The following is a 16,872-nucleotide window of genomic DNA, read 5'->3' as shown; positions in this document are numbered from 1 at the left end:
CAGCTTCTAATTACATAAAATTTATTTAAGCAATTATTTAAACATTAGGAGTTTATATTATGGCTTTATCTGTCGTAACAAATACATCATCATTGAATGCACAACGTAACTTGACTAAATCAGGTGAAGGTTTAGCCACTTCAATGCAACGTTTATCATCAGGTATGCGTATTAATAGCGCCAAAGATGATGCCGCAGGTTTACAAATTTCAAACCGTTTAACATCTCAAATAAATGGTTTAGGTGTTGCACAAAGAAATGCTAACGATGGTATTTCAATGGCGCAAACCGCTGAAGGTGCAATGCAAGAGTCTACTAATATATTACAACGTATGCGTGAGCTTGCATTGCAATCAGCTAATGGTTCAAATTCAGCATCGGATAGAGAAGCATTACAAAAAGAAGTCGGTCAATTACAAACAGAATTAACCCGAATTGCAAATACTACTTCTTTTGGTGATACACAGTTACTTGACGGCTCTTTCGGAACTCGATCTTTTCAAGTGGGTGCTAATGCTAACGAAACTATTTCATTAGGCTTAAACAGTATTAGAGCAACCGATATTGGTACTAAACGTCTTGATATAGGTGGAGCTACGCTAGGTTTAGGTGAAGCTACAGCAGCATCTGGTACATTACCTGCGGGTAATGGTGTTGTAGGTAATGCAGCAGGTTTAGTTATTACAGGTAAAGGTGGAGAGTCTGTCGATATATTTGTTGGAGATGATGGTACTGCTGCAGATATTGCAGCATCAGTAAATTCATCAACAGACACTACAGGTGTAACGGCTGACGCTAAAACACAAGTTAAACTTTCAGGTTTAACTGCTGGAGGGTTATTATCGTTTTCACTTAACGGTTCAGTGGTATCTGCTAGTCCAGAATCACAGTCAGATGTTTCAGCGATTGCAACGGCGATAAATGAAAGGTCTGGTACAACAGGTGTTAGTGCAACTATCACGAGCGATAATGCAATTATTTTAACAGACGAAATGGGTTCTGATATAACAATTGAAGATTTTACTAGCGCAGGTGATATGGATGTTGTTGGTCTTAATTATGATGGCACTGATGGTGCTACATCTTCAACTTTAACATCTGCAAACCATTCAACGAGAGTTGCAGGTACTATTCGTCTTGACTCGAATGAATCATATTCAGTACAAGCATTTTCAGACACTATAGCTGGAGACACAAACGCAAATGTATCTGGTTCTGTTTTTGTTTCAGAGGTTGATATATCTACAGATACTGGTGCGCAAAGCTCATTAGATGTAATAGATAGCGCTATTTCGCAAATTGATGCACAACGAGCTACATTAGGTGCAATTCAGAACCGTTTTAGTCACACTATTAGTAACTTGGCTAACATTCAAGAAAATGTTTCAGCATCACGTAGCCGTATTCAAGATACCGATTTTGCAGTTGAAACAGCAAATATGACGAAGAACCAAATATTGCAACAAGCGGGTACGTCTATTTTGGCGCAAGCGAATCAAATACCACAAGCGGCTATTAGTCTTATTGGTGGATAACTTATTAAGTTAGTTCAAAAAGGTTGAAAGTGATTTCAACCTTTTTTTTTAAGTATAAGTTTTGTTATAAAGGTATGGATCAACTTTTGCAGCTGAAGCTCCTCATATTATAAATCATAAAAATATCAATCATACTTTTTCAGAAATATATCTTATGTATAGTTTGTGAAGAAAAAATCCATTTTTTGGTGAGTAATGATGTAAGAGTTCACTTATAAATAGGTATTGAAATAATTATGAATATTAAAAACAATATTAACCAAGCAGAAATTTTATATAAAAAAGGAATGTACCAAGAGTCCCTTGATATTTGTGATAAGTTGTTAGAAAAAAAACCTAATTTATTTAACGCTTTGCAAATTAAAGCTTTAAATTACCAGGCTACTGGCAATTTAAAAAATGCACTTATATTATTTGAGAAAGCTATTTCAATTAAGCCTCAACATGCATCAACTTATAATAATATAGGGAATATATACTTATCTTATAATGACTTCAGAAAAGCTAGTAAATCGTATATCAAAGCATTATCTATAGAGTCTCTAATGCCTGAGGCTCTTAATAACCTTGCTACATGTCAAGTCGAGCTTAATGATAATTTAAGTGCAGTTGCTAATTATAAAAAAGCTATCTTATTAGAGCCTTTAAAAGCAGAGTTTCAACTTAATTTAGGTATATTACTAACCGACGATGGTGACTTTGCACAGGCACAAGAATATTTGATGAATTCACTCTCGCTAGATCAAAGTATAACATCTGTTTATTGGCAAATATTTAAAATCCAAATATATTCACATCGTTATCAAGATGCTATTGAAGTTGCAAATATGGCGATTATGAGTCAGTCATTACCAGAACATGAACTGTGTGAGCTGTTGGTAGGACGAGCTATAATATTCTGGCTTTTTTATAACTTTGATGAAGCAAGTCAGTCGATTGAACTTAGTCAAAAGATTTATGAATTTGAGCACTTATCCGACAATATAGTTAATATGGCAATCTTTCACCGTTACATTAAAAAATTACTTGTAATTAGAAATGCAAGGACTGAGCTTTACCTCCCTAAAAAAACAAACGAAGTTAAAGAAATATACTTTATTTCAGAAAGCCATGGTTTTGCTCCTAATGGTGTAATCGTTGAATATAATAAAGAAGAATATCAGATACGCTCTTTGTTTGTGCTTGGAGCTAAAATATTTCATTTGATTTCTAAAAATGAAAATAAATACCAAGTGAGCTTAGCTTCACTCTTAGATGGCCTCACTCCAGGTAGTAAGGTAGTTCTGGGTTTTGGAGAAATTGATTGTCGTAATAATGAAGGTATCTATGCGTATTGTTTAAAGTCAGGTGAAGAACCCAAAAAAGTTATTGATAATATGCTCGTTAAATATGTAGACACATTAAAGGCAATCGCTGAACATTATCATTTAGAAATAATCTTATATGGAGTTCCTGCACCTCACCCTTATCATGTTAACAGCCTTGCAAAAGAGGAACAGCAAGTATTTAAGGATGTAATATTCTCTTTTAATGAGTCACTAAAGAATGCATGTAAAACAAATAAAGTAAATATGTTGGATGTATATTCACTTACTAATGATGATGGTCAGAGCAACCTAAAATATCATATAGATAGTATCCATATAGCCCCAGATGCGGTGCCCAAACTTTTTTCTTGTATGATAAAGAATAATTAAAAAATGCCTATCAATATTAAATATTTTAATAAAAACAACAACTTGTACACCTTGTTTGTTTTATAAAATACAATTTTAAATTATATTAAAAAAAAGATTAAAGTTATTTTTGGCGCTGCCGTTACTGTAATTAGAACGGGAGCTTGATGAATAATTTGTAAAGCGCCTGACTAAAATTAACCAACATATTACATTATAGTAATTAGGAGTTTTAAAATGGCTTTATCAGTAATCACTAATACATCTTCACTTAACGCACAACGTAACTTATCTGCATCTGGTTCTGACCTTGCAACTTCAATGGAACGTTTATCATCAGGTATGCGTATTAACAGTGCTAAAGATGATGCGGCTGGTCTACAAATTTCAAACCGTTTAACATCTCAAATCAACGGTTTAGGTGTAGCGCAACGAAATGCTAACGATGGTATCTCAATGGCACAAACGGCTGAAGGTGCAATGCAAGAGTCAACCAGCATATTACAACGTATGCGTGACTTAGCACTACAATCAGCTAACGGTTCAAACTCAGCAGCTGACCGAGAAGCACTACAAAAAGAAGTAGGTCAATTACAAACAGAATTAACACGTATTGCAGAAACAACTTCGTTTGGTGATACACAATTATTAGATGGTACTTTTGGTACTAAATCATTCCAAGTAGGCGCTAATGCTAACGAAACAATTTCATTAGGTTTAAGTAGTATTGCTGCCAATGATATTGGTACTAAACGTCAAGACCTTCAAGGTGTAACTGGATTTGGTCAAGTTGGGGCGGCGGTAGCTGATGCAGCTGCAAACACTACTGCTACCAACGGTGTTGGCGCAACAACTTTCTCTATTACAGGTAAGAGTGGTGCAGCTGTTGATGTTGCAATAGGAGCCGGTGCATCTGCTGCATCTGCTGCAGATTCGATTAATGCTGATTCAGCTGAAACTGGTGTTACGGCTGATGCAAGGTCACAAGCTCAATTGTCTGGTTTTTCTGCAGGACAAACATCATTTCAACTAAATGGCTCAACAATATCTGCCAATGCTGAAGGTCCAACGGATTATTCTTCAATCGCATCAGCTATTAATGAAAAAACAAGTAGTACAGGCGTTTCTGCAACGGTAACAGACGATGGTGTTGTTCTTACTGATGAAACAGGTGCAGATATTAAAATTGAAGATGTAACAGGTGGAAGTGTTACTGTTACTGGGATGAACTACGCTGGTGAGGTCAATGGTGCTGGTGCAGTTACTCTAGATGGCGCAGCAACTGGTGGTGACTCTACAACTATAGCTGGTACTGTCCGTTTAAACTCTACAGAATCTTTCTCTACAACGTCTAGTACTACGAGTGTAGCTGCTGCTACTACAGCGACTACATCAACACGTGTTAATGTAGATTCAGTTGACTTAGGAACACAAGACGGTGCACAAAGTGCTTTAGATATTATTGATGGTGCGATTGCTCAAATAGATAGTCAACGAGCTGACTTAGGTGCGATTCAAAACCGTTTTGACCACACTATTAGTAACCTTGCAAACATCCAAGAAAACGTATCTGCATCACGTAGCCGTATTCAAGATACTGATTTTGCGACTGAAACAGCACAAATGACGAAGAACCAAATATTACAACAAGCAGGTACTTCAATTTTAGCGCAAGCGAACCAATTACCACAAGCAGCACTAAGCTTAATCGGTTAATTGATAGCGTTTCTACATAGTTGAGTGATGTAGTAATTACTCAAAATAATTTGGAAGACCTATCTTAGATAGCGTCTTCCTTTTTCGCTTTATACCGTTTTGCTGAGTATTGTAAATAGTGTAGAAAGTTGAATAAGGAACACGATTATGAATACTATTAGTAATAATTCTGTTGTTGATCCCAGTGTTAGTGAAGTAAATACTAAAAATAACCTCGGTAACATTGATCGTCAAAATATTGAACCTAAAAAAACAGAACAATCTCAACCAGTAAGCGTTGAAAGTAAAGACAATGATAACGTACCTAAAGCTGACTTTTCTGTTAAGCAATTAGAAATGGTGGCGCAACAATTGCAGGATTTTGTTGGTGAAATGAGTAAAAGTCTTGAATTTGTTGTCGATAAAGATTCAGGTCGAGATGTCATTAAAGTGGTTGATAAAACCAATGGCGATGTTATAAAACAATACCCGTCTGAAGAAGTATTAGATTTAGTGTCTAAACTTTCAGAAGCTACGGGATCGTTTATTAACGAAGAAGTTTAATTTTACGTTTATCTCATTAGTTTAATTATTTATTAGTTTGTTTTTATTACGTTGATGCTTAAGTATATGAGCTAGGGCGTTAATTCGAGGAAAGTTGTTATGTTATCATTTACAGGTATTGGATCGGGTTTAGCCGTTTCTGACATAGTTGATGCACTTGTTGGTGCGGAACGCACACCTTTCGAATCTCGATTAAACACTCAAGAAGCAAAATATACCACGGATATTTCTGCGGTAGGCGCATTAAAATCTGCAGTAGAAACGGTTCAAGCATCCATTGAAAGCTTATCTGATGCTGATAACTATCAACAACGAACAGCTTCTGGTAGTGATTCATACTTATCATTAACATCGACAAAAGATGCTGAAGTAGGAAGTTACTCTATTAAAGTAGATGCTTTAGCTTCAGAACATAAGTTATCGTCAGCCGCTTTTACTGAAACAGATGCTTTAGGTGAAGGAACACTCACTTTTGCGTCAGGTGAAAATAGCTTTGATATTGTTGCATCAGATACAGATACACTATCTGACATTAGAGACGCTATAAATGACAGTGCTGATAATGAATCTATAATAGCTACTATTGTTACAGGTGTTGATGGCCAGCATTTAGTGCTGGCGTCAAAAGAAACGGGGTTAGAAAGTGCGATTACTATAACTGTTGACGATACCAGTGACAGCAATAATACCGATAATACGGGTCTTTCTAGATTAGCTTATCAACCTGATAGCTTAGAACCAAATTTTGCCACTAATATGACTGAAGTTATAGCGGCATCAGACGCACAAATCACACTAGATGGTAGTATTATTGCTACAAGCTCTACTAATACCTTTACTGAAGTTATTGATGGTATTGATGTTACTGTTAAGAAAGCCCACGACGAAGACGATGATAATAGCAATATAAGCATATCTGAAAATAATAGTAATATAGCTTCAGGCTTGAATAGTTTTATTGAAAGCTATAATGAGCTTTTAGAATTATCAAATAACTTAGGTAGTTCAAGTGCTGATGGTGTAGGCGTAATGGCCGGCGATTCTTTACTTCGTGGTTTAATGAGTAAATTACGTAGTCAATTAAGTACTTCGTTTTCTTCAGGAGAAGACAGTAGTTCATCACTTTCACAATTAGGTGTTAGAACCGATAGATACGGTGTATTGAGTCTTGATAGTGAAGACTTAAATACCTTTATTGATGAGAACGTTGACGGTATTCAAGAGTTTTTTGTTGGTACTGATTCTGAACCAGGCTTTGCAGCGTCAATGGATACCTTGATGAGCTTTTATACTGATTCAGGTGGGTTGATTCAAAGTCGTATTGATAGTCGTACAGGCCAATTAGAACGTATAGACGAAGACAGATTATCGTTTGAACTAAAAATGGATAATTTAGAAAGCCGTTTGTTAGCTCAGTATAATGCCATGGATTTATTGGTTGCCAACCTTAACTCTACAAGCAGTTATGTGCAGGCTCAGTTAGATAATATGCCTGGTGTAGTTAGAAGTGATAGCTAACGAAAAGTTATAAATTAATATTTTTTGTAGGTGCTTGCTGCTTTTTGATTTTTTTTCATTTTAAGTAAACTTGTTTTTAGTACGAGTTTATTTTTTGCAGCTTGTTCAGTTAATTGATTATCAAGCGCTACCATCTGATTAATCAATGTTAAATGTTCGCTGTAATTTTCAGACTGCTCTTCATTAAAGGTTAATTTGATTAACTTATCTCGCTCTAAATTCCATGCTAATAGCTCTTCAGCATTCAACTCTTCTTCATCGTTATTTGTTTGTTCAAACTCATTACTTAGCCATAATAAAATTTTTTCTGACAAAGTAATGATCTGATTTAGTTGCTGATAGAAGGAGTCAGACATTAGAAGCTTACAGAGGTTTGAGCTTCAGCAGGAATAGAATCCCAACCAGCTTTAATAGGTAAAAGAATTTGAATAACTTCATCAAGCAATTCAATACTGTTATTTATATTAGCTTGCAGTAACTGCTCAGAACTGTAGTTATATAACGCGGCCAAATTGTTAGAAACTTCACCACCATTTTCAAAATCAATCGATCCTTCCAACACTGAAATAATGGTAATCGCTTTCGAAATAAGCTCACCTTTTCTAGCTAAGTTTTTTTGTTCAATAGCGCCTTTAGCTGAAGCAATGCTGCCAAGTAGTTCTTGAAAAAGCATAGCCACAAGTTGATAAGGTGAAGCTTCTTTAGCGGCACTTACTGTGGTTTGTTTGTACTTTTTAAGAGAGATATGAGTCATAGGAAATTCCAATTATTACTTTTAACTAACAAGCAAGTTATCAGTATACATCATCAAAGAAAAAACGCCTGCAATGTACTGGATAACAATTTATATAAAATATAATAAACAACTTAGTGAGTTTTTATTCATTAAAGCTTATTTATTAATGAATAGAGTCTTCAATATTAATATGTAAACACTAAATTGTTTTGGTTAAATTTACGTCACAAATTATTAAGCATTTTTTATGCCTTTATTTTTAATTAAATTAAACTTATATCTCCCTTTATGTTTATTAGGATTGGGTTTTCTTTAAGTGATTTCTCAATTTTTGTTGGATAGCAAGGTGCTTTCTATGAGTTATAAAGTCATTAAAATATAAGAATATAAATCTAATGATGCTTTTTTAAACTAAAATAATTATATATAACAATAAATTAACATCTTTAAAATAATAAATTAACACAAGTCAAATAACTGACAACAAGTGTCAATTTTTTATTGATTATTCACTAAAGCGCGTCAATACTAAAAGCATATTAATAACAAAATAAGCTTCAGGAAGTTATGCAAGGGCAGAAATATATTCTCGTTGTCGACAATGACTCGGAACGAAGAAATCAAATAGAAACTGTATTAGCATTTGTCGGTGAACACTTTCATGTGTTTCCAGAATCTGACATTGTTAAATACTTAGTTGATGTTCCAAATATTCTCGCGGTAGTTGTATGCGGAGAAATTTCGGATCAAATTGCTGCCATCATAAAATCTCATCCTGCTTGCCCATTTATTTATCATGACTTAATCGATAAATCTCAAGTAGAGCGATTCAGCAACATTATTGGTGAACTATCGGTTCCATTAAACTATGGTCAGCTAACCGAGTTGATACATCACAGCCATCATTACCATAATAACTTACCTAATAAACGCCGAGACAATTGTCCTAATGTACTGTTCCGCTCATTAGTAGGAACCAGTGAACCGATGCAACAAGTTCGATTTTTAATTGAGCAAGTAGCAAGTACTTCGGCGAATGTTTTAGTTTTAGGTGAATCGGGTACGGGTAAAGAAGTTGTTGCTCGTAACATCCATAATTTATCTGACCGCACTAAAGGGCCTTTTGTTCCCGTTAATTGTGGCGCTATTCCTCCTGATTTATTAGAAAGTGAATTATTTGGTCATGAAAAAGGTGCATTTACTGGCGCTATTTCAACCCGAAAAGGGCGTTTTGAAATGGCTGAAGGTGGTACTTTATTTTTAGACGAAATTGGTGATATGCCTCAACCTATGCAAGTTAAGTTGTTGCGTGTTCTTCAAGAACGCACATTTGAACGTGTAGGTGGAAGTAAAAGTATTAAAGCTGATGTACGTATTATTGCTGCTACGCATCAACATTTAGAAGAAATGATCAAAACTAATGAGTTTCGTGAAGATCTTTATTACCGATTGAACGTTTTTCCTATTGAAACCCCAGCATTAAGAGAACGTAAAGACGATATTCCATTATTAATGAATGAGCTTATATCTCGTTTTACTGCTGAGCAAGGTCACACCGTTCGCTTTACTGAAAAAGCCATTGAATCTTTAAAAGAGCATCAGTGGTTAGGTAACGTTAGAGAACTTTCAAACTTGATTGAGCGGATGATTATCATGTATGGCGAGCAAGTCGTTAATGTAGGGCAGTTACCTTTCAAATATCGTCATGTAGAAGTAGAAGATTATGAGCCTGATTATCCAGAAGAATTGCAAGAGCGTGATGCAATTAACGAAATGTTTGCTGGCTTTGACTACGAAGATACAGATGAAGAAGAAGCATCTTTAGCTTTGGAAGATGTAAACGGAACAGAGAGTATTACTATTTTACCTACAGAAGGTTTTAACCTAAAAGATTATTTAGCTGAACTTGAAGTGTCTTTGGTGACTCAGTCATTAGATATTAATGATTGGGTTGTTGCTAGAGCTGCGGAAACTTTAGGTATGCGTAGAACAACCTTAGTTGAAAAAATGCGTAAATATAGCTTACAGAAATAGCTTTAAAGTATTCCCATATAATCTTCATAAAAGAGATAACGTAACCTTCGCAGGATTAAGTTATCTTTTTTTTACACCTAATAAACATCCACATAACTAGTGCAATTCATTACCGTGTCGATACTTTCAGTAGCTAACGTTCATATATGAAATTATTAATGGATAAATGAAGGTAATTTAGTTTCTAGCCAAAAAATTGACCTTTAATTTTTTTCATTTTTAATAGGTTTTTCTTTTTAATCTGTTGTATTTTAAGTGTTTATTGTTTGGCACGGTAAATGCTTTGTTGTATATGTAATCAATAATCGAGTGATCCATTATGACATATGCAACATCAGCAGTAACAAACATCAATAATACATTTGAACAAAGTACATTTTCTTTCTATGCAGGTGGACCATCTGCGAATGTAAAATTGCATTCGAATACTGATGATATCTCCGAGTTGAAAGAACAAATCAAGCAACTCAATCAAGTCATTGATGTTATGCCAACAGGCATGATTATCCTTGATGGTAATGGTGTTGTTGTAAAAATTAATGATGTTGCTCGAGAATTACTTGATGAACCTATTTTAGGTCAGCCTTGGTTTAACGTGATCAAACGGTCTTTTAAACCGCGTGCTGATGATTGGCATGAAGTGTCATTAAATGATGGCCGCAGAGTTAAGTTAGAAATCACTGCATTGGGTGATCAACCAGGTCAACTTATTATGATCACCGACTTAACTGAAACTCGATTACTACAAGATAAATTAGGCCAGCTACAACGCCTTTCTTCTTTAGGAAGAATGGTATCAACACTTGCTCATCAGATCAGAACACCACTTTCTGCGGCTATGTTATACGGTGCTAATTTACAGAATAAAAAAATAACTGCTGAATCGAGAGAAAGTTTCCAAGAAAAGTTGATGACTCGATTGCAAGATTTAGAACAACAAGTTAACGATATGCTACTTTTTGCTAAAAGTGGTAAACAGCAAGTGGTAGAGCCTTTATCAATTAATGAACTTCTGAAGAATTCAGTTCAGTCGATTGATGCCATTGTTAAAAAAGAAAATGCAAAAATCACCTTCAAATTATGTGAAACCGATTGTCAAATTTTAGGTAATCAAAGTGCATTAGTCGGCGCAATTCAAAACTTAGTGCTTAATAGTATTCAAGTGATTAAAGAAGGTGCTGAAATTGAGTTAACTTCTTATTGTAAAGATGGTTATGCATTGTTAAGTGTTCGCGATAACGGCAAAGGTATTGATAAAGAGCTGGCGGATAAAATATTCGAACCTTTTTACACATCTCGTTCGCAAGGCACTGGTTTAGGTTTAGCTGTTGTTAAATCAGTTGCTAATGCTCACCAAGGCGATGTTAAGTTAGTGAGTCAAGCGGGTGAAGGCGCACATTTCTGTATTCATATACCCTTGCTCGAAACTACGATTAAACAAACCCATAATCAAAAGTCAGCTCAAGTAAATAAAGCTGAACAACATTCATCAGTCAGCAGTTTTCATGCTTCACCAATGGAGAAAGCTAATGAACACAAGTAAGATTTTAGTCGTTGAAGACGATTCAGGATTAAGAGAAGCTTTAGTTGATACATTAATGCTCGCAGGGTTTCAGTGTATTGAAGCTGAGTCTGGAGAAGTCGCACTATTACAACTTAAAAATCATAAAGTAGATTTAGTGGTAAGCGATGTTCAGATGGGCGGTATGTCAGGCTTAAGCTTATTAAAAAGTATTAAAAATAATTTACCACAAATGCCCGTATTAATTATGACTGCATACGGAACTATCGACGATGCGGTTCAAGCCATGAAAGATGGCGCAAGTAACTATATGGCTAAACCATTTTCACCTGAGGTTTTGTTAAATACAGTTAATCAATATGTGCCTCTTGAAATTCCTAATCAATTTGAACCTGTTGTGGCTGATGCCAAAAGTATTGAATTGTTGTCTCTTGCTAAAAAAGTTGCAGCTACAGATGCTTCGGTTATGGTTTTAGGTCCGAGTGGCTCTGGTAAAGAAGTACTTGCTCAGTATGTGCATTACAACTCAGATAGAAGTGAAAACCCTTTTGTTGCAATTAATTGCGCTGCGATCCCTGAGAATATGTTAGAAGCAACATTATTTGGTTATGAAAAAGGTGCTTTTACTGGCGCTATTCAAGCATCGCCAGGTAAGTTTGAACAAGCCCAAGGCGGTACTATTTTGTTAGACGAAATTACCGAGATGGATTTAGGCTTACAAGCAAAAATATTACGTGTATTACAAGAGCGTGAAGTTGAACGTTTAGGTGGTCGTAAAACTATTAAGTTAGACGTAAGAGTGATTGCGACAAGTAACCGTGATTTGAAACAAGCTGTTGGCGAAGGTGTATTTAGAGAAGATTTATATTATCGACTTAATGTATTTCCATTAACTTGGAAGGCGTTAGCAGAAAGACGAGATGATATTTTACCTTTAGCTAAACATCTTGTGGAACGCATAGCACAAAAAAGTTCAGATGCTATCCCAGAATTTACAGCCGCCGCCCGTAGCAAGTTAACTGCTTATGATTGGCCTGGAAATGTACGAGAGCTTGATAATGTGATCCAAAGAGCACTTATTTTACATAGTAACAATGTAATTGATGCTTCTGATCTACTTATTGAACAGTTTGAAACAACTACTTTACCAACTGCCAATGAAGCGCAAGTTACATCTGATGATAAGTTAGGTAATGAGTTGAAAATTCAAGAGCATCAAATTATTTTAGATACCTTAAATGCGTGTCAGGGTAGTCGTAAAAATGTTGCTGAGCGCTTAGGCATTAGCCCAAGAACACTGCGTTATAAAATAGCTAAAATGCGTGATTCAGGTATTCAAATACCAGCATAAAGGACAAACATTTTAGCTACTTTCTGCTTATTGTTTATTGATTAACTAATCTTGAAACTAACTTAAGCATAAATACATAAAACCCAGTAGATAAATACTGGGTTTTTTATTATCTATAGTTTAATTATTCCAATAGGTTATGTTTTTATCTCATTGAAAATATTAGACTAATTACTAATGTAAATTTATATTTCTACCTTGGCATTATGATTGCTTTATCACTAGTATCAGAATAAACATCAAGAAATTGACACAAGCGAGAATACTATGGATATCAAATCAAATTCTTTATTTGCTCAAATGCAAAGTATGTCTTTAGAGGCAATGAACCATAATACGCAAGCTATTACATCGGATAACGCAATTCCGGCTGTAAATAAGTCAGGTAGTAATTTTGGTGATTTATTAAAAGATGCCGTAAATTCAGTAAACGACCTCCAACAAACTGCAGGCGCTGAGCGAACTGCTTTTGAGATGGGCGATCCTAATGTAACCCTTGCGCAAACTATGATCTCAGCATCAAAAGCCAGTATTGGGTTCGAAGCTACCGTTCAAGTACGTAACAAATTTGTAGAAGCCTACAAAGAAATCATGAATATGCCTGTTTAGGCATTTCCCTTTATTCATTATCCTTATTCGAAATTGGCGGAGAAATTAAGTGGCTGATACAGTTGATAACACAGGAATGGTAGTAGCCGATGATGGCTCAGATAGCATTTCAGAAGAGCAAAAGTCAGGCTTTGCATCAGCACTTGGTAACGTTGATGTTCTAAGACAACTTACGCTAATCATGGCTTTGGCTATTTGTTTAGTTATCGCCATCTTCGTGATCATGTGGGCAAATCAAGCTGAATACCGTGTAATTGCCAAACTTCCAACTCAAGAATTAATCAAAACAATGGATTACCTTGATGCGAATAAAGTTGATTACATTCAAGAAAACAATTCTATTTCAGTTCCCGCTGATGATTATCAAGATGTTAAATTACTTCTTGCTCGTGAAGGTTTAACTAATGAGAAAGTAGAAGGTAATGAAATTATTATGGAAGATATGGGCTTCGGTGTAAGCCAACGTCTTGAAAGTGAACGCCTTAAACATTCTCGTGAGCAACAACTAGCTAGAACAATAGAAGAGCTACAATCAATTACTCGCGCTAAAGTACTACTTGCTATTCCTAAAGATAATATTTTTGCTAAACGCGTTAAATCACCTTCAGCCACTGTAGTACTTACTTTACAAAAAGGTCGTCAATTACCTGAAGAAAAAGTTGACGCTGTTGTCGATATTATTGCTTCGGCAGTACAAGGCTTAACTCCAAGTAAAGTAACCGTTACCGATCAAAATGGTCGCTTATTAAACTCAGGTTCACAAGACTCTCTTTCATCTCGCTCACGTAAAGAGTTTGAAATAGAACAAAAACGTGAATCTGAATATATGAATAAAATAGATTCTATTCTTATACCCGTTGTTGGTTTAGGTAATTACACTGCACAAGTTGATGTAACTATGGATTTCACTAATACTGAAGAAACACAACGTCGTTATAATTCAGATTTACCTGCATTGCGCAGCGAAATGAAAGTAGAAGATAAAACCATAGGTGGCATGTTAGGTGGTATTCCTGGAGCACTATCAAATCAGCCTCCTTTAGAGTCAGATATTCCTGAAGATGCTACGGGTGGTGCGCAAACCCGAGCAATGCCTAGCAGAAATCATTTAGAATCAACTAAAAACTATGAATTAGATGAAGCTATAAGCCATACTAAACAACAGACAGGTATTATTCGTCGCGTAAGTGTTTCAGTTGCACTAGACTATTTATCAACGGCAACACCAGCAGAGCCTAATGCTGATGGCGATGAAGTTGGCGCTCCATCTATTTCGTATGCACCAAGAAGTGAATCAGAAATCGCTAATATTCGTCGTTTATTACAAGGTAGCGTAGGTTTTGACTTACAGCGTGGAGATGTACTAGAGGTTATTACCTTACCGTTTTCTCGTGCAGACATTGTTGCTGAAGTACCCGTACCAATGTACGAGCAGCCGTGGTTCTTGAAAATGCTAAAACTAGTACTTGGCGCAATTGTTATAATTGTTTTGATTATGGCTGTAGTTCGTCCAATGCTGAAACGTTTAATTTATCCAGACCAATCACCAGATGACTACGGTGACAAATCACTTGATAGTCATATTGATTTAGGTGATGAAACTATGGATATGTTAACCACAGAATTCGATGCAGGCGCAGTAGGCTTCGCCCCTGATGGTAGCTTACAATTACCAGACCTACATCGAGACGAAGATATTTTAAAAGCTGTTCGGGCTCTAGTTGCAAATGAACCTGAATTATCCTCTCAAGTAGTTAAAAGTTGGTTAGTTGAAGATGAGTGATCAATCCCAAGAGCTAGCACCTATGGCAAATGCCCCTGCGGGATTTGATGTAGATAAACTAGATGGAACAGAAAAAGCCGCTATCTTACTATTAAGTTTGTCTGAGGAAGATGCTGCGCAAATTTTAAAACACCTAGAGCCAAAACAAGTACAGCAAGTAGGTACTAGCATGGCGGCTATGCAAGATTTTACGCAAGAAAAAATAACGGCGGTACACAAGTTATTTATTAAAGAAATTCAGAATTTTAGTACCATAGGTTTCCAAAGTGAAGAGTTTGTACGTAAAGCATTAACCGCAGCATTAGGTGAGGATAAAGCTGGTAATCTAATTGATCAAATTGTTATGGGCGGCGGAGCTAAAGGTTTAGATTCATTAAAATGGATGGACTCTAAACAAGTAGCTAACATTATTCGTAATGAGCATCCTCAAATTCAAACCATTGTTTTATCTTATTTAGAACCTGATCAGTCAGCTGAAATTTTAAGTCAATTTGCTGACAAAGTACGCTTAGATTTAACCATGCGTATTGCTAACCTTGAAGAAGTTCAACCCGCAGCATTGCAAGAATTGAATGAGATCATGGAGAAACAATTTGCTGGTCAAGCGGGTGCACAGTCAGCCAAAATGGGCGGTTTAAAAGCTGCTGCAGACATTATGAACTTCTTAGATACCAACGTAGAAGGCGCCTTAATGGATGCTATTCGTGAACATGACGAAGAGATGAGCCAGCAAATACAAGATCTGATGTTTGTATTTGAAAACCTTGCTGATGTGGATGATCGTGGTATTCAAGCTATACTTCGAGATGTTCAACAAGATTCATTAATGAAAGCCATTAAAGGTGCAGATGATGCTCTTAAAGACAAAATCATGGCTAATATGTCTAAACGTGCAGCTGAAATGATGGCTGATGATTTAGAAGCTATGGGGCCTGTTCGAATTACAGAAGTAGAAGCAGCACAAAAAGAAATTCTTGCTATAGCACGTAAATTATCTGACGCTGGCGAAATTATGCTTGGCGGCGGTGGCGGCGGAGATGAGTTCTTATAATGAGCCAAAAAATCGTAAAAGGATCGACTGAAATAGAGACTGATCTTTGGTCTATTCCACATGTTGAAAAAACTCAGCAGGCTAGTGATGAGAATAAAACCAATGCATTAGGTAGAAAAAGTACATGGAAGTATGAACCACCAGAAGAAGTCAAAGTAGACGAACCTGAACCTTTAACGGCAGAAGACATTGAAGAGATTCGTCAAGCAGCCCACGAAGAAGGTTTTAATCAGGGTAAAGAAGAAGGTTACTCAAAAGGCTACGAAGAAGGTTTAAGTTCAGGCAAAGAAGAAGGTTTAAAATCAGGTCATGAAGAAGGTAAAGAAATAGGGATAACGGAAGGTAAAGAAGTTATCGATACTTTAGCTGAAGAATGGAAAGTGCTTATTCAACAATTACATACACCTTTAGCTAATGTTGAAAAAAATATAGAAGAACAACTTTTGCATTTAGTTGTGCAACTCACACAAGCAATCACCTTACAAGAAGCTAAAACTAACCCAGATATTATTACTGCGGCTATTGGTGAAGGCATCAAAATATTACCGAGCCAAGAAGCAAAAACGCAAATACTTATTCATCCCGACGACATAAAAATAGTAGAAGAACAGTTTGGTAGCGACTATATACTAGAGCAAGGTTGGAAATTACTCGCAGCACCGCAACTAGAAAGAGGCAGCTGCCAAATAGAAAATAGCACATCAAATGTTGATCTCAGCATTAAATCACGTATGACAGACGTATTGGAATCATTTTTGCAGGATGCATTACATCAATAAGTAAAAGGTCATAACGTCA

General features: G+C 35.9%; 14 protein-coding genes. 12 read left to right on the top strand and 2 right to left on the bottom strand.

From position 1 onward, the window contains the following. Positions 1–59 precede the first annotated feature (59 nt). From Q5N69_RS09325 to fliD, 5 genes are all read left to right on the top strand, one after another. On the top strand, positions 60–1,535 hold the full coding sequence (locus tag Q5N69_RS09325; RefSeq protein WP_304368622.1) for a flagellin: 1,476 nt from the start codon (positions 60–62) through the stop codon (positions 1,533–1,535). Between the two features lie 236 nt (positions 1,536–1,771). Then, positions 1,772–3,232, top strand: a complete 1,461-nt coding sequence (locus Q5N69_RS09320) for a tetratricopeptide repeat protein (RefSeq protein ID WP_304368621.1) — start codon at positions 1,772–1,774, stop codon at positions 3,230–3,232. A gap of 216 nt (positions 3,233–3,448) precedes the next feature. Continuing rightward, complete coding sequence (locus Q5N69_RS09315; protein ID WP_304368619.1) at positions 3,449–4,927, top strand: flagellin; 1,479 nt, start codon at positions 3,449–3,451, stop codon at positions 4,925–4,927. Positions 4,928–5,074: 147 nt separating this feature from the next. Next, positions 5,075–5,470, top strand: a complete 396-nt coding sequence (locus Q5N69_RS09310) for a flagellar protein FlaG (protein ID WP_304368617.1) — start codon at positions 5,075–5,077, stop codon at positions 5,468–5,470. Between the two features lie 99 nt (positions 5,471–5,569). Beyond that, entirely contained in the window at positions 5,570–6,988 is a 1,419-nt protein-coding gene (gene fliD, locus Q5N69_RS09305; RefSeq protein ID WP_304368616.1) for a flagellar filament capping protein FliD, read from the top strand. Between the two features lie 14 nt (positions 6,989–7,002). Here fliD and Q5N69_RS09300 read toward each other — a convergent pair whose 3' ends face one another. Next, a complete protein-coding gene (locus Q5N69_RS09300) occupies positions 7,003–7,344 on the bottom strand; it encodes a hypothetical protein (protein ID WP_304368615.1) in 342 nt (113 codons plus the stop codon). Beyond that, the gene (fliS, locus tag Q5N69_RS09295) at positions 7,344–7,742 is read right to left on the bottom strand and encodes a flagellar export chaperone FliS (protein ID WP_304368614.1); all 399 of its coding nucleotides are present in this window, start codon (positions 7,740–7,742) and stop codon (positions 7,344–7,346) included. The genes Q5N69_RS09300 and fliS overlap by 1 nt, the downstream gene beginning before the upstream one ends. Positions 7,743–8,291: 549 nt before the next feature. Between fliS and Q5N69_RS09290 the strand changes: the two genes are divergently transcribed. The 7 genes from Q5N69_RS09290 (at position 8,292) to fliH (ending at position 16,853) form a co-directional block, all read left to right on the top strand. Further along, positions 8,292–9,758, top strand: a complete 1,467-nt coding sequence (locus Q5N69_RS09290; protein ID WP_304368613.1) for a sigma-54 dependent transcriptional regulator — start codon at positions 8,292–8,294, stop codon at positions 9,756–9,758. 319 nt (positions 9,759–10,077) lie between these two features. Then, entirely contained in the window at positions 10,078–11,301 is a 1,224-nt protein-coding gene (locus Q5N69_RS09285; RefSeq protein WP_304368612.1) for a PAS domain-containing sensor histidine kinase, read from the top strand. Beyond that, positions 11,288–12,631 carry a sigma-54 dependent transcriptional regulator gene (locus tag Q5N69_RS09280; protein ID WP_304368611.1) on the top strand — a complete coding sequence of 448 codons (1,344 nt, stop codon included), beginning with the start codon at positions 11,288–11,290 and terminating at the stop codon, positions 12,629–12,631. Before Q5N69_RS09285 ends, Q5N69_RS09280 begins: the two co-directional genes overlap by 14 nt. Positions 12,632–12,898: 267 nt before the next feature. Continuing rightward, positions 12,899–13,240, top strand: a complete 342-nt coding sequence (gene fliE / locus Q5N69_RS09275; RefSeq protein ID WP_304368610.1) for a flagellar hook-basal body complex protein FliE — start codon at positions 12,899–12,901, stop codon at positions 13,238–13,240. A gap of 76 nt (positions 13,241–13,316) precedes the next feature. Further along, positions 13,317–15,023, top strand: a complete 1,707-nt coding sequence (fliF, locus tag Q5N69_RS09270) for a flagellar basal-body MS-ring/collar protein FliF (RefSeq protein ID WP_304368648.1) — start codon at positions 13,317–13,319, stop codon at positions 15,021–15,023. Further along, on the top strand, positions 15,016–16,074 hold the full coding sequence (gene fliG / locus Q5N69_RS09265; RefSeq protein ID WP_304368609.1) for a flagellar motor switch protein FliG: 1,059 nt from the start codon (positions 15,016–15,018) through the stop codon (positions 16,072–16,074). Before fliF ends, fliG begins: the two co-directional genes overlap by 8 nt. After that, positions 16,074–16,853, top strand: a complete 780-nt coding sequence (gene fliH, locus Q5N69_RS09260) for a flagellar assembly protein FliH (protein WP_304368608.1) — start codon at positions 16,074–16,076, stop codon at positions 16,851–16,853. The genes fliG and fliH overlap by 1 nt, the downstream gene beginning before the upstream one ends. The last annotated feature ends 19 nt before the right edge of the window (positions 16,854–16,872 follow it).

Source organism: Pseudocolwellia sp. AS88 (assembly GCF_030551755.1).
GTDB lineage: Bacteria > Pseudomonadota > Gammaproteobacteria > Enterobacterales > Alteromonadaceae > Pseudocolwellia.
This window is presented reverse-complemented; position numbering and strand designations above follow the sequence as displayed.